Genomic DNA, 12,889 nt, shown 5'->3' on the forward strand with positions numbered 1-12,889 from the left:
TGTGCTTGAACGCCTTTTCTATTGGCAATGAGCCGAAGTTCAGCGGCTGGCGGTGTTCTTCTGGGCCAGCCTGGAGTGATCTTCGAGGGTCTGGGCTTCGGGCAGGAAGGTGACTGCCTTGGCGATCTGGGGATCCCACTCGGCGCGGACCTTGAGACCTTCGAGTTGACCGAACTGCGAGGTGAATAGCTCGCTCTTGATGCTCTCCTTGACCCATTCGCCGACTCCTGCGATGTCGGAGTCGGTGTAGTCAACCTGATTGTCCTTGAGGAATGCCTTGAACTGCTGAAGGACTGCGTCGTCGACCGCGAAGTCTTTGGTGACAGTGTGGGTGGCGAGATAGTGCTTGCTGAAGTTGAAGAAGGCGTAATGGATGAGGAGATTGTCCTGGAAGTGGTTCAATTTCTGGTTGTCGATCTTCTCATCGGGGGTGATGCCGCCGCCGCCGTAGACGGTGCGCCCTGAGTCGGTGAGCTTGACCTCGAGGTTGCTCTTGTCCTTCGCCTTGTCTGAGTCGTCGCGGACGTAGTAGTAGTCGTAGAGGGAGACGTGGTCGTAGTTGCGCTGAATGAGTCGGCCGGAGGGCGTGTAGTAGTGATAGGTGGTGAGGGCGAGGCCGGTGTTCTCGGTGATCTGGAAGACGGTCTGCACGAGGCCCTTGCCGAAGGTGGTTTCACCGACGATGAGGGCGCGGTCGTGATCCTGCAGGGCGCCGGAGACGATCTCGGCGGCTGAGGCGGTGTTGCGGTTGACCAGGACGACGATGGGGAACTTGGGACCCTCTTCGCCGCGGGTGGCGCGGTAGACCTGGTCGGGGAAGGCGCGGCCGCGTTGGGAGACTACGATCTGTCCCTTTTGCAGGAATTTGTCGGACATATTGACGGCTTCGTTGAGCAAGCCACCGGGGTTGCCGCGCAGGTCGAGGATGAGGCCGTGGATGTCGCCGAACTTGTCGAGCGCGTCGCCGACCTCGTGGCTGGTGGTTTCGATGAAGCTGGAGACGTGGATGTAGCCGACGCCGGGGCTGAGCAGGAAGGCCAGGTCAACCGAGGGGCGCGGGATTTCGTCGCGGACGAGATCGAAGACCAGAGGACGGGCAGCGCCTTCGCGAACCATCGTGACGGAGACGTGGGTGCCGCGTGCGCCTTTGAGCAGGGACGCGACTGCGGTGGAGTCCATGCCTTCGGTGGACTTGCCGTCGACGTTGAGGATCTCGTCGCCAGGGCGTATGCCGGCTTTATAGGAGGGAGTTCCTTCGAAGGGGTAGAGAACGACGATCTTGGTCTTGCCACTGGGGGTGGGTTGCGGCTGAATGGTCATGCCGACGCCGTAGTACTTGCCGTGCTGGTCCTCGCGCATCTGGGCGAAGGCTTTGGGGTCATAGAAGTTCGAGTGGGGGTCGAGGACGTGGAGCATGCCTGGGATCGCGCCGTCGTAGATGGCCTTGTCGGTCTTGTCGGTGTTGAGGGGTTCGGCGTAGTTCTGCTCGACGAGCGAGTAGACGTTGGTGAAGGAGTGGAGGGAGTCGCGCAGGGTGGACTCATCGCTGGCGGACTGGGCGGCGACCTTCTGGTTGATGAAGGAGCCGATAACAGCGCAGGTGGCCAGAAAGACGGTAGCGGAGAAGAGAGCGCGGCGGGTGCGGGGAGCCATGGGCTTGGGTTACCTCAGAGGTGGAGACGGCGCGTGAAAGTGCGCTGGGACAGACGTCCTATCTTGGACGGAGTATAGCATCCTGGGGTGAGCCGGGGCTGCGCGCGAAAGAGGGATTCGCTAGTTCGGGGCGCGGCAGTTAGAATTGGGTACGGATACCGTCCAATCCTGGGTTGAGTCTAAAAAACCAGGGCGGACGTGTTGGGCGATAAGGGTTCGGACCCGGGATGTGGCTGGGATTTGATGTTGGGATGTTGATAAAGATACGAGTGACGATGACCTTGAGAATTTCGCAGTTTGCGGTGGTGTGCGGGCTAGGTTTGCTGACACTGCCGGGAGTGGTGCAAGCACAAGCGCCGCGGTACCAGAGCCCTTTGAGCGTTCCGAACGCGCCGCAACCTGTGTTGACGCTGCCAGTGACTCAGCCGATTACGCCGAATGGAACGGTCGTCGAGGATGTGGTCGTGCATGTGAACGACCAGATCATCAGCCGCAGCGATGTGGAGCGGGCGGAACAACAGCTTGCGGAAGAGGCTCGGCAGACTGGGGTAAGTGCTACTGACGTTGCCGACAGGCAGAAGAACCTGCTGCGCGACATGATCGATAAGCAGTTGCTGCTCTCGCGAGGCAAAGAGTTGGGGATCAATGCGGACGCTGATGTGATTCGGCGGCTGGACGAGATTCGCAAGCAGAACCACATGGACACGATGGAGGACCTGGAGAAGGCGGCGCGGCAGCAGGGCGTCTCTTTTGAGGACTTCAAGGCAGGGATTCGCGATAACGTGATTACCCAGCAGGTGGTGCGGGATGAAGTAGGCCGGCGTCTGCAGATTACGCAGGGTCAGGAACAAGCTTATTACGACGCGCATAAACAGGAGTTTGTCCAACCGGAACAGATCAAGCTGAGCGAGATCTTGATTCCTACGGCTGCCGATGCGGATGATGCCGCAGTCGCCCAGGCGAAGGCGAAGGCGGACGGTATCGAGGCGAAGCTGAAGGACGGAGGGAACTTCGAGGAGTTGGCCAAGGCGAACTCTGGCGGGCCCACTGCTGATAAGGGCGGCGATCTGGGACTTTATAAGCGTGGGGCGCTGGCGAAGGTTCTGGAGGACCAGACGTTCGATCTGAAGGCAGGGGAGTGGACGGCACCGATCCGGACGCGGCAGGGGTTCGTGATTTTGAAGGTTACCGACCATGTGGTTTCCGGTGTGCCGCCGCTGAAGGACGTTGAACAGCAGATTCAGGAGGCGATGTATTCGGAGCAGATGCAACCTGCGTTGCGCGCATATCTGACGAAGCTGCGGGAAGAGGCTTATATCGACATTCGCGCTGGGTATGTGGATTCGGGCGCGAGCGCGAAGCAGACCAAACCGGTGTTTACGGCGTATGCTCCACCGGTCGTGAAGAAGAAGACCGTCCAGCAGAAGAAGAGATTTGATCGTGGCACAAAATTCTCTACCGCTGCGAAGACGACGGCTGCGCCTGTGGCTAAGCAGGTTGCTGCGGTGGCAACTCCGACGACTACGACGAAGAACGGGAAGCCTGCGAAGCCGAAGAAGGTGAAGCGGGAGAAGGTTCGATTTGGACAGGCTCCGCGGAACTCTTTGCCGGCAGGGCCTGAGGAGACGGCTTCGGGGAGCGATGTGGGTGCTGGTGCGGCTTCGGCTTCGTCTGCTCCCGAGCAGACAGCTGCTCCCGGTACGGCGATTGCCCCGCTGGAGACGGGGGCACAGGAGTCGAGCTCGGATGCGGGTCCGAATCCTCTGGTAGCGACCGCGCCTGTAGTTGGAAAGACCCGCTTCAGTGATCGCGCGAAGGTTGATGCTGCGGCGAAGAAGACGGCCAAGGTGAAGAAGGTGAAGGAGAAGGCGGCTGCTGCGCCTGCTCCTGCGAGTGCCGAAGAGAAGGCGACCCAGCAGACCCAGGCGGCACCGCTGGGGCTGAACGGCGATACGGCCAAGAAGAAGAAAAAGAAGAAGGTGAAGGGGGCGAAGAAGGAGCGGTTGCAGAATCAGGCGCCAGCTCCGCCAAAGGCTCCGCTGGATGAGACGCCATCGAAGGCTCCTGACCGGGGAACTCCGTTGGAAGGAGTTCATGGAACGGGAACTCCTGCACCGAAGGCTAGCGATAAGACGACAGTGCCTCCGGCGACTGCGCCTCCTGCCAGTAATCCTCCGGATGCGGGGCAGCCTCCGGCTACGCCGGGGTCGCCGATACCGACTCCCCCTCCGCAGTAGGCGTGGAGTTTTCTTTATAGCGCGAGGGCTTCGGCTCTCGCGCTGCTGTTTGTGGTGATGCAGGTGGTGCGGGGTATTCTGGTTGAGATGAAAGACTTTTTTGTTGAAGATGCGGCGCGATTTGATAACGCGACAGTGACGACTTATTTTGTTTTGACGTCGATGCAGGTGAGGGACAAGAAGCAGGGTGGACAATACCTGGCGTTGACGGTGAGTGATAAGACGGGCTCGCTTGAAGCACGTATGTGGGATGACGTGGCGGAGGCGATTGCGACCTGTGACGAAGGTTGCTATGTGAAGGTGCAGGGGGATATCTCCAAGTATCAGGGGAAGTTTCAAATCACGTTGAAGAAGCTGCGGTTGGCGGCGGAGTCGGAGATCGATCCGAAGGACTTTCAGCCTTCGACGAAGTTCGATGTGGAGCAAATGTGGGGGGAGTTGCGCGGATATGTCTCTGCTTTCAGGAACGCGGAGCTGCGGCGGCTGGTGTTTGCGTTTCTTGATGATGAGCAGATTGGGCCTGCGTTCAAGGCGGCTCCTGCGGCGAAGCGGCTGCATCATGCGTGGCTTGGGGGGTTGCTGGAGCATGTGTTGACGCTGGTGCGGGTGTGTCTGGGGACGGCTCCGTTTTATCCGGAGGTGGATGCGGATCTGTTGGTTACGGGCGCGATTTTGCATGATATCGGGAAGATTCGCGAGCTTTCGTGGGCGTCCAGCTTCAGCTATACGCTGGAGGGCCAGATGATCGGGCATATCAGCATTGCGCAGGGGATGTTGCGGGAGAAGGTGCAGCAGCTGGCGCCGTTTCCGGAGAAGCTGCGGGTGCTGGTGGAGCATATGATTCTGAGCCATCACGGGAAGTATGAGTTTGGTTCGCCGAAGCTGCCGATGACGCCGGAGGCTATTCTTTTGAGTGCTTTGGATGATCTTGAGGCGAAAATGCAGGCGATGCGGAATGAGTTTGCGGCTGCGGTGGCGAGTGGGAAGAGCAGCGGCGAGGTGACCGATTGGGTGAGAAGTATGGATCGGCCGCTGCTGAATACCCAGGGGTATTTGAAGGACGAGTAGTGGTTTTTTTTTGGTTTGCGGCGGGAAAAAATATTGGCGTGGTGGAGTGGTGTTTTTGCTGGGGGTTTTGCGGTTTTAGGGTGTTTTGATGGTGGTAAATCGTGGTGTGGTTGTGGTGGATTGCTGGTGAGAACGTGGTGTTTCGCCGTCACTTTTTCGTCCGATAAAAATACGCCATAGTTTTGAAGTTTATTTTTTGCGCGTTGCAACCCATTGATCTATGTGCGCGATGATTGCCCCACAGGTTGTTCTCCAGCCGTCTGGTTCGCCCAATTCCCATGGAACATCCTGCTTCTTGTCCACGTAGTGTCCGTGTTGTTCCACTTGAGGAGGTTGCATGACTGAGTCAAGCTTAAGACGCCACACGGCCATTTTCGGCTTGGTTGCGACTCTCATTTCGCTGACAGAGATTCCGCTCTATTTCATGTACACCGGTGCTCCTCCGCAGTGGAACATCCTCACGCGCGTTCTGGTGGGTATCGTCGGCAGTACGATTCTCGTTGTTTTTCTAGTCGGATTTCGGCTGGTTATTTGCCAAGGAAGGCCACAACTGGAGTGGGCCGCTACCCTCGCTCTCGTCTCCGGGCTGATGTGGCTGACGTTCAGCATGGTGGCCCAATCCATGGAGGCTGGAACGGCCATTGTGTCTAAAGTTCCGATCGACGCGACTGTGGATGGCGTCCTCGCTCCGGGTCAATTCCTCCTCTGGGGAGCCAATGGCCGGCTCATGACCACCCTGTTTCTGTCCGCCTCGGGGTTCGCGATATTGCGGGGCCGGCTTATGTCAGCGTGGGTTGCCTGGTTGGCCTTCCTCATTGCTTTAATCAATCTCGCATTTGTGCCAGCCATGTTCTTCGGTTACGACGCGGCTCAGTTTTACAGCGCGGTTGGATGGGGTACGACGGCAACGGCTCCCGTCCTCGTCCTCTTGTGGATCATCATAGCCAGCATCATCATGCTCAGAACTCCGGCCAAGTCTGAGGCCTGACGCTATGTGAGGATGGACGGTTCGGGTCTAGTGCCAACAGGCCGCGGAGGACCAGCGCCATAGCAAATTGCGAGCGAGGAACACTCTGTAGGATTCGTTGATGACACTTCGCCACAATGCAGGGGATGCAAAAAAGCGTCCCACCCTTGTGGAGTGGGACGCCGTTGAGTTCGAGGGGCCAGTCTTTGAGAAGCTGGGCTTTTGCGATGCCTGGCTCTTTAGCGGTGACCGCCGCCGCTGTGTTCTCCTCCGCCATGGCTGCTGCCGCCGCCGGGGTGACCACCGCCCTGATATCCGGCGCTGTGTTCGTTGGTTGGCTCGTGGCCGGCGTTGCCGACGTGGCCTTGTGGGTCGCGGGCTTCGTTACCGTGAAAGTGGTTGAAGGCCTGCTCGTTTCGCTCTGGCATTGGTCCAGCGTAGCCGTGACGCGGGTCATAGCGGTTGTCGACGTGGCCGTAGAAGTTACCTCGGCCGTGGTACCAGGGGCCGGCGCCGATGAAGACTCCACCGTTGAACCAGTCGGGTCCGTAGTAGCCATAGGGAGCGCAGGGATAAGGGGAGTAGTCAAAGTATCCGTAGGGGCAGTAGGGAGCTGCTCCGATGCTGATGGAGACCTGAGCGGGGGCTACGGAGACGCTGCTCACCAAAGCGACGGCGAGAGCAGAGAGGGCGAACGACTTGCTGAGGGACATATCTTCTCCTGAATCACTTCAGTTTGATTCTTCAGCAGCGACGCAGGTTGTTTTGCGGTATGGATTCGTAGTGGATGTGAGATTGTGTCTGGCGGATTCATCGCAGGGCGATAAGTCTGTGGGGCTCCCGTGATGAGGCGACCGGCTTGAGGTTTGCGCGGAGAGGGTGCGGATCGCATGCTGAGGAGGGTCGGTTCGGTTGTTACAATTTAGGTTTGCGGCGTTGTCTTCGAAGGGATTGATACGGGATGTTGCGATTTTCTACGGCGGGAGAGAGCCACGGGGAGAGCCTGGTGGCAACGGTGAGCGGGATGCCGGCGGGTGTGGCCGTGGATCAGGAGTTTGTGGATCGTGAGCTGTGGCGGCGGCAGAAGGGATATGGACGCGGTGGGAGGATGCGGATTGAAAAAGATACGGCGCATATTCTGAGCGGGGTAAGGCATGGGAAGACGATCGGGTCGCCGATTGCGATGGTGTTGGCGAATAACGATTGGAAGAACTGGACTGAAATTCTGCCTGTAGAGACTGGTGATGCGACGAAGCATAAGGCTGTTGCTTCGCCGCGGCCTGGGCATGCGGATCTGGCTGGGAGTTTGAAGTATGACTTTCCGGATGCGCGGTATGTGCTGGAGCGGGCGAGTGCGAGGGAGAGTGCGGCGAGGGTGGCGGCGGGTGCGATTGCGAAGTTGCTGCTGCGGGCTTTGGGTGTGGAGGTTGCGAGCCATGTGATTCGCGTGGGGAAGGCGGAGCTGGGGCGGGCGGCGACGTGGGAGGAGATTGCGGCGTTGCAGTTGAAGGAGGAGGTTTTGCTGAACTGCGTGGATGCTGAGGCCGAGGCCGCGATGAAGGCTGAGGTGGATGCGGTGCTGCGGACGGGGGATACGGTGGGTGGGGTGTTTGAGGTCGTGGTGCATGGGTTGCCTCCGGGTGTGGGGACGCATGCGAACTGGGATGAGCGGATGGATGGGCTGCTGGCGCAGGCGGTGATGAGTCTGCAGGCGGTGAAGGCGGTGGAGCTGGGACGGGGTGTGACGGCGGCGGAGTCGGTGGGGTCGGCGGTGCATGATGCGATTGGGTATGAGGGTGCTCCGGAGGAGGGGCGCGGGTTTACGAAGTTTTCGCGGGAGCAGAATAATGCGGGAGGGATTGAGGGCGGGATCTCGAATGGCGAGGATGTGGTGGTGCGGGGATATTTGAAGCCGATTTCGACGTTGAGAAGGCCGTTGGGTTCGGTGAGTTTTGAGACGCGTGAGCCGGTGAAGGCTGCGTATGAGCGGAGTGATGTTTGTGTGGTGCCTGCGGCGGGAGTTGCGGCGGAGGCGATGGTTGCGCTGACGGTGGCGCGGCTGGTGGTGGAGAAGTTTGGTGGTGACTCGCTGCGTGAGATGCAGCGAAATTTCAATGGCTATTGTGAGCAGATTCGAGCGTATTGAGTGACTGGAAAAGTGAGCGAGAAGAAGACGAAGATTCATGAGGTGGTGAAGTGGCCTGATCCGGTGCTGGCGAAGCCGGGTGCGGCGGTGACGGTGTTTGACGCGAAGCTGAAGAAGCTGACTGAGGAGATGTTCGAGAGCATGTATGCAGCGCAGGGGATTGGGCTGGCGGCGCCGCAGATTGCGATCTCGCAGCGGATTACGGTGATCGATGTGAGCTTCAAGAAGAATCCGGAGGAAAAGATTGTGCTGATCAATCCGGAGATTGTGGAGCGCACGGGAAAGCAGGTGGAGGAGGAGGGGTGCCTGAGTTTGCCGGAGATTCGCGAGAAGGTTTCGCGCGCGGAGTGGGTGAAGGTGAAGGCGCAGGATGTGACGGGCAAGTGGTTTGAGATTGAAGGGACGGAGTTGCTGGCGCGGGCGATGCAGCATGAGATTGATCATTTGGATGGGGTGTTGTTTATTGATCGGCTGAGCCGGTTGAAGCGCGATCTGGTGATCCGGAAGATAAAGAAGTTGATTAAGAACGGTGAGTGGTGATTGTGTCCTGCCGGATGGGCCTCCTGCGCGGAGGGCGCCCACTTCGTGGGGCGTATACCTTTTCGTGGCGGGGCGCGAGTTGTTGGGCCTCCCGTTGGTCGGCGTAAGATTTTGTTGCCGAGCATCGCTCGGAACCTGGTTAATGGACTTGCCACAACAAGGTATACGCGTCACGAAGTGACCGCCTCCCGCGCAGGGAGCCCGTCCGGCAGGACAGAGGATTATCAAAATGAAATTAGTTTTTTGTGGCACTCCGGAGTTCGCAGTATCTACGCTCGAGGCGGTGATTGCAGCGGGGCATGAGATTGCGCTGGTGGTGACGCAGCCGGATCGTGCGGCGGGGCGCGGCTTGGAGGTGCATGTGCCTCCCGTGAAGCAGGCGGCGGTGGCACACGGTTTGCCGGTGGTGCAGCCGGAGAAGATCAAGAACAATCTGGAGTTGCGCGGGCGGCTGGAGGAGATCAAGCCGGATGCGATTCTGGTGGTCGCGTATGGGCGGATTATTCCGCAGTGGATGTTAGAGCTGCCGCGGTTTGGGAACATCAATCTGCATGGGTCGTTACTTCCTAAATACCGAGGTGCTGCTCCGATTCAGTGGGCGGTGGCTTGCGGTGAGTTGGTGACGGGCGTTACGACGATGCGGCTGGATGCGGGGCTCGATACGGGCGATATGCTGCTTGCGGCGGTGTGCCCGGTGGGGTTGGAGGAGACGGCGATGGATGTGTATGGGTGTCTCGCTCCGTTGGGCGCGGAGTTGATGGTGGAGACGCTGAAGAGGCTGGAGGCGGGAACGATCTGTCCCGAGGTGCAGAACCACTCGCTGGCTACGCTGGCTCCGATTTTGAGGCGGGAGGATGGGCTGGTGGATTTTTCTCGCTCGGCGAAGGAGATCTATGACAGGTGGAGAGGGTTTCAGCCGTGGCCGGGGGCGCATACTACGCTGCGGGGGAAGAAACTGATCGTGTCGAAGATGAGGATTGGCGGAGCGCGTTCGGTCGCTGTAGGGGAGTTGCTGGTGGATGGGGAACAGATGCTGGTTGGGTGCGCGGGTGGGACGGTGGCGGAGTTGCTGGAGGTGCAGATGGAAGGGAAGAAGCGAATGAGTGCGGCGGAGTTTTTGCATGGGTATCAGGTGAAGAGTGGTGAATGGTTGGGGATATGAAGAGGCAGGGCTCAGGGCTCAGGGATCAGGGAGGAGACGCGGCGGCTCGGCGTGAGGTGGCGCGGAAGAGGCCGGTGTCGGCTGGGCCTACGGCTTCGGTGGAGGCTGCGGTTGCGAAGATAACGCCGGCGCGGCTGGCTGCGTTTGAGATTTTGAAGCTTGTGGGGGAGAACAAGGGTCATAGCGATGAGTTGTTGCATTCGGCGCGGGTGGATGGTTTGTCGCCTGAGGATCGGAATCTGACGACGGCGCTGGTGATGGGTGTGTTGCGGTGGCAGATTGCGCTGGATGCGCGGGTGCGCGGGTTGTTGCAGAGGCCGGAGCAGAGGCTGGCGGAGCCGGTGGCGATTGCGCTGAGGATGGGGGCGTTTCAGTTGCTGCATCTGGAGAGGATTCCGGCGCACGCGGCTTTGAGTGAGAGCGTGGAACTGTGTCGCGCGGCGGGGGAGCCACATGCTGCCGGGATGGTGAACGCGGTGCTGCGGAAGTTGGCGGCGGCTCAGAAGCCGGGAGTGCGGATTCATGAGTCGGTGGCAGCGTTTGCGGAGAGGCTGGGGCATCCGCGATGGCTGGTGGAGCGATGGGTGGCTGCTTATGGGCGCGATGTGGCGTTGAAGATCTGTGAGGCGGATCAGCAGGAGCCGGTTGAGGGTGGGATGTTTGTGGAGCGGGGTGGGGATTGGCCGGTGATGGATGATGGGTCGCGGCTGGTGGCGGAGATTGCCGCGGCGGCTGTGCCGGGGGCGCAGAGAGTTTGGGATTGCTGTGCTGCTCCGGGTGGGAAGACGCTGGTGTTGGCGAAGCGGTTGGGTGGGGCGGAGGGCGGGTCTGAGATCGTGGCGAGCGATGTGAGTGCGAAGCGGCTGGCTCATACCGAGACGAGGCTGCGGCGGTATGCGTATGCGGAGCGGGTTGGGTTTTCGGTTGCGGATGCAGCGGATGCTAAGGGAGTTGCTGGGGAGTTTGATCTGATTCTTTGCGATGTGCCTTGCTCGGGGACTGGGACGATGGCGGGAAATCCTGAGATTCGGCATCGGTTGAAGGTGGAGGAGTTTGCGCGGCAGGCGGAGAGGCAGAGGGCTATTTTGACGGGTGCGCTGAAGCGGCTGGCTCCGGGGGGAAGGTTAGTTTATTCGACTTGTTCGCTGGAGGCAGAGGAGTGTGAGGGGGTGGTGAATGCGGTTATTGGAGGTGGCGGAGTGGTACGGGTGCCTGTGGACGGGGTGATGGCTGAGCTTGCTGAGAACGGTGTGTTGGTCGAGGCGATGAGTTCGGCGGTACGGGATGGTGCTCTTAGGACGCTGCCTGGAGTGCATGGGGGCGATGGGTTTTATGCGGTGATCCTGGAGCAGGTACGTTGAATTTGAATGTTTCCAGCTCAACGGCAGGAATATCTCCCAGCTACTATCCCTTAACAGGTGGACCTACATCTTTGCTATGGTCCCATTGGCTGCTGAATATGACCAAGGCCGGAGGATATCCACCATGCCAATTGAATACGGCGAGACACAGATGGCAACTTATCCGAACCATTCGCCGCTCTGCTTCGGCATTGTCAAATTTCCAGTGTTGCTTCTACTAATTTTTTGTGGGGCAGCTCTCTCTGCGCAGACGGTCGAGATCAAGTTGGTGGATGGGCGCAATGGACGCCCCATGGTAGGGAGTGCCTCCTATGTGAATGTATGGGTAGGGGCGGAGCGCAAAGAGGCAATCGCGATACCAACTGATGGGAACGGTGTTGCTCTCGTAAAACTAACGCCCAATACAGAAGAAATAAACATTCCAAACCATTCAGGGGATCGCGGGTCTGTCGTTGTGGACAATCCCGTCGTGAACTATGACGAATCTTTTCGAATCAATGCTCCTTATGTATTGTGTGGCTCGGGAGGATCGCATTCCTCATGGCTGATGTCAGAACACTTCTTGACGAAGCAGATACTTCAGCAGGGCTATGTTTCGCCAAACACATGTGGTAAAGTCACGGCCTCGTTGAGGCCTGGACAAGTGATTCTGTTCGTCCGACCATTGACTTGGTGGGAAAAGTTGAAGCAGTAACTCCTCGTTCGATTTGCAGGTTGTCTCAAACGGGGGAATTCGTCGAGAAAGGGGATGTGGCGCTCGGGATACATTTCCATCCATCGCGATGAGACTGCGATGGGGCACCCGATGGCTAGGGCTGGTTGGGATCTTTAATAACAGGCGACAGGGATTAGTCGGTGAGGGTGATGTGGACTGGGTCTCCTTTGACTACGCGGTGGCCGGCGGGTGGGGTTTGCGCGATGACGGTGCCGATGGAGGAGACGGTGTGGGCGATGGGCTCGGTGAAGGCTGGGGCGGTGGTGTTGGGTGGGGATTGTGTGGGTTGGGATTGCGGCGTGGGTGCGGCTGCTTCTGGTGAGGTTGAGTTGAGGTTCAGGTCTTCGGCGCTGGCGATGTGGAGGCCGGCGGATGCTGCTCTTGCTGCGGCGGCGGCGAGGGTGAGGCCGGCGAGGGAGGGCATGACGAAGGCTTCGGCGGAGGTTGCGGTTTCGGGGTCGCTGAGGAGGAGGCTGACGCGGGGGCGGTCGACGCCGATGGCGTTGGGGGTGGGGGTTTGGGCGATGACGACTCCGGGTTCGCCGGGGGCGGCGATGTGGGAGACGGCACCGAGTTCGAGGCCGAGGCGGCGGATGTTGATGGTGGCGGTGCGCTCGGTTTGGCCGAGGAGGTCGGGGATGGCGACTTGCTGGGCGCCGAGGCTTTCGGTGACGCGGACGGGCCACTCGCGACGGACTGTGAGGCCGGGGGCGGGGGATTGGGCGAGGACGCGGCCGGGTGGGGTGTTGGGGGAGTAGAAGCGGTTTTCGAGGCTGAGGACGAGGCCGAGGGAGCTGGTTTTCTTGCTGGCTTCGGAGAGGGTGAGGCTGGTGAGGTCGGGGACTTTGACTTCGTGGCCGTGGATGGCGAGGCGCATGGTGATGAAGGCGGAGACGAGCGCTACGGTGAGCATCGCGAGGGCGCCCAGAACGATGTTGAAGAAGCGGTTGATGCTTCGGCTGACTTTTCTGGGGAGTAGGGGCGTCATGTTTTTTCTGAGTATATCTGTCCTGCCGGACGGGCCCGCTACGCGCGGTGCG

11 protein-coding genes are annotated in these 12,889 nt (G+C 59.6%); 8 read left to right on the forward strand and 3 right to left on the reverse strand.

Features of this window, described 5'->3' with window-relative positions; genetic code table 11:
- Positions 1-39 precede the first annotated feature (39 nt).
- Positions 40-1,653, reverse strand: coding sequence for a S41 family peptidase (locus HDF10_RS03565; RefSeq protein ID WP_183810512.1), 1,614 nt, complete (start codon positions 1,651-1,653; stop codon positions 40-42).
- A gap of 275 nt (positions 1,654-1,928) precedes the next feature.
- On the opposite strand from HDF10_RS03565, the gene HDF10_RS03570 reads away from it, so the two are divergent.
- From HDF10_RS03570 to HDF10_RS03580, 3 genes are all read left to right on the forward strand, one after another.
- Entirely contained in the window at positions 1,929-3,890 is a 1,962-nt protein-coding gene (locus tag HDF10_RS03570; RefSeq protein ID WP_260177583.1) for a peptidylprolyl isomerase, read from the forward strand.
- Positions 3,891-3,977: 87 nt separating this feature from the next.
- Positions 3,978-4,958 carry a 3'-5' exoribonuclease YhaM family protein gene (locus HDF10_RS03575; protein WP_183810516.1) on the forward strand — a complete coding sequence of 327 codons (981 nt, stop codon included), beginning with the start codon at positions 3,978-3,980 and terminating at the stop codon, positions 4,956-4,958.
- A 337-nt stretch (positions 4,959-5,295) separates the two neighbouring features.
- The gene (locus HDF10_RS03580; RefSeq protein WP_183810518.1) at positions 5,296-5,946 is read left to right on the forward strand and encodes a hypothetical protein; all 651 of its coding nucleotides are present in this window, start codon (positions 5,296-5,298) and stop codon (positions 5,944-5,946) included.
- Between the two features lie 218 nt (positions 5,947-6,164).
- Here HDF10_RS03580 and HDF10_RS03585 read toward each other — a convergent pair whose 3' ends face one another.
- Positions 6,165-6,638 (reverse strand): hypothetical protein, encoded by a 474-nt coding sequence (locus tag HDF10_RS03585; RefSeq protein ID WP_183810520.1) that lies wholly within the window; start codon positions 6,636-6,638, stop codon positions 6,165-6,167.
- Positions 6,639-6,886: 248 nt separating this feature from the next.
- Between HDF10_RS03585 and aroC the strand changes: the two genes are divergently transcribed.
- The 5 genes from aroC to HDF10_RS03610 all read left to right on the forward strand — a co-directional run bounded on the left by aroC (position 6,887) and on the right by HDF10_RS03610 (position 11,828).
- Positions 6,887-8,071, forward strand: coding sequence for a chorismate synthase (gene aroC, locus HDF10_RS03590; protein WP_183810522.1), 1,185 nt, complete (start codon positions 6,887-6,889; stop codon positions 8,069-8,071).
- On the forward strand, positions 8,072-8,611 hold the full coding sequence (gene def / locus HDF10_RS03595; RefSeq protein WP_311732650.1) for a peptide deformylase: 540 nt from the start codon (positions 8,072-8,074) through the stop codon (positions 8,609-8,611).
- Positions 8,612-8,840: 229 nt separating this feature from the next.
- A complete protein-coding gene (fmt, locus tag HDF10_RS03600) occupies positions 8,841-9,773 on the forward strand; it encodes a methionyl-tRNA formyltransferase (RefSeq protein WP_183810524.1) in 933 nt (310 codons plus the stop codon).
- Positions 9,758-11,134: a transcription antitermination factor NusB gene (locus HDF10_RS03605; protein WP_260177584.1), complete on the forward strand. Its 1,377-nt coding sequence runs from the start codon at positions 9,758-9,760 to the stop codon at positions 11,132-11,134. Before fmt ends, HDF10_RS03605 begins: the two co-directional genes overlap by 16 nt.
- 124 nt (positions 11,135-11,258) lie before the next feature.
- Positions 11,259-11,828, forward strand: a complete 570-nt coding sequence (locus tag HDF10_RS03610; RefSeq protein ID WP_183810526.1) for a hypothetical protein — start codon at positions 11,259-11,261, stop codon at positions 11,826-11,828.
- Between the two features lie 154 nt (positions 11,829-11,982).
- Here the strand turns inward: HDF10_RS03610 and HDF10_RS03615 are convergent, their stop codons facing one another.
- Entirely contained in the window at positions 11,983-12,837 is an 855-nt protein-coding gene (locus HDF10_RS03615) for a PASTA domain-containing protein (RefSeq protein ID WP_183810528.1), read from the reverse strand.
- Between the last annotated feature and the right edge of the window lie 52 nt (positions 12,838-12,889).

The organism is Tunturiibacter empetritectus, assembly GCF_014201375.1.
In the GTDB taxonomy this organism is placed as follows: domain Bacteria; phylum Acidobacteriota; class Terriglobia; order Terriglobales; family Acidobacteriaceae; genus Edaphobacter; species Edaphobacter lichenicola_D.

Bases quoted from the DNA above. Each gene is read 5' to 3' on its own strand.
- HDF10_RS03585 (WP_183810520.1), bottom strand. From the start codon at position 6,638: ATGTCCCTCAGCAAGTCGTTCGCCCTCTCTGCTCTCGCCGTCGCTTTG.
- HDF10_RS03615 (WP_183810528.1), bottom strand. From the start codon at position 12,837: ATGACGCCCCTACTCCCCAGAAAAGTCAGCCGAAGCATCAACCGCTTC.
- fmt (WP_183810524.1), top strand. From the start codon at position 8,841: ATGAAATTAGTTTTTTGTGGCACTCCGGAGTTCGCAGTATCTACGCTC.
- HDF10_RS03570 (WP_260177583.1), top strand. From the start codon at position 1,929: ATGACCTTGAGAATTTCGCAGTTTGCGGTGGTGTGCGGGCTAGGTTTG.
- HDF10_RS03565 (WP_183810512.1), bottom strand. From the start codon at position 1,653: ATGGCTCCCCGCACCCGCCGCGCTCTCTTCTCCGCTACCGTCTTTCTG.
- HDF10_RS03610 (WP_183810526.1), top strand. From the start codon at position 11,259: ATGCCAATTGAATACGGCGAGACACAGATGGCAACTTATCCGAACCAT.
- aroC (WP_183810522.1), top strand. From the start codon at position 6,887: ATGTTGCGATTTTCTACGGCGGGAGAGAGCCACGGGGAGAGCCTGGTG.
- HDF10_RS03605 (WP_260177584.1), top strand. From the start codon at position 9,758: ATGGTTGGGGATATGAAGAGGCAGGGCTCAGGGCTCAGGGATCAGGGA.
- HDF10_RS03580 (WP_183810518.1), top strand. From the start codon at position 5,296: ATGACTGAGTCAAGCTTAAGACGCCACACGGCCATTTTCGGCTTGGTT.
- HDF10_RS03575 (WP_183810516.1), top strand. From the start codon at position 3,978: ATGAAAGACTTTTTTGTTGAAGATGCGGCGCGATTTGATAACGCGACA.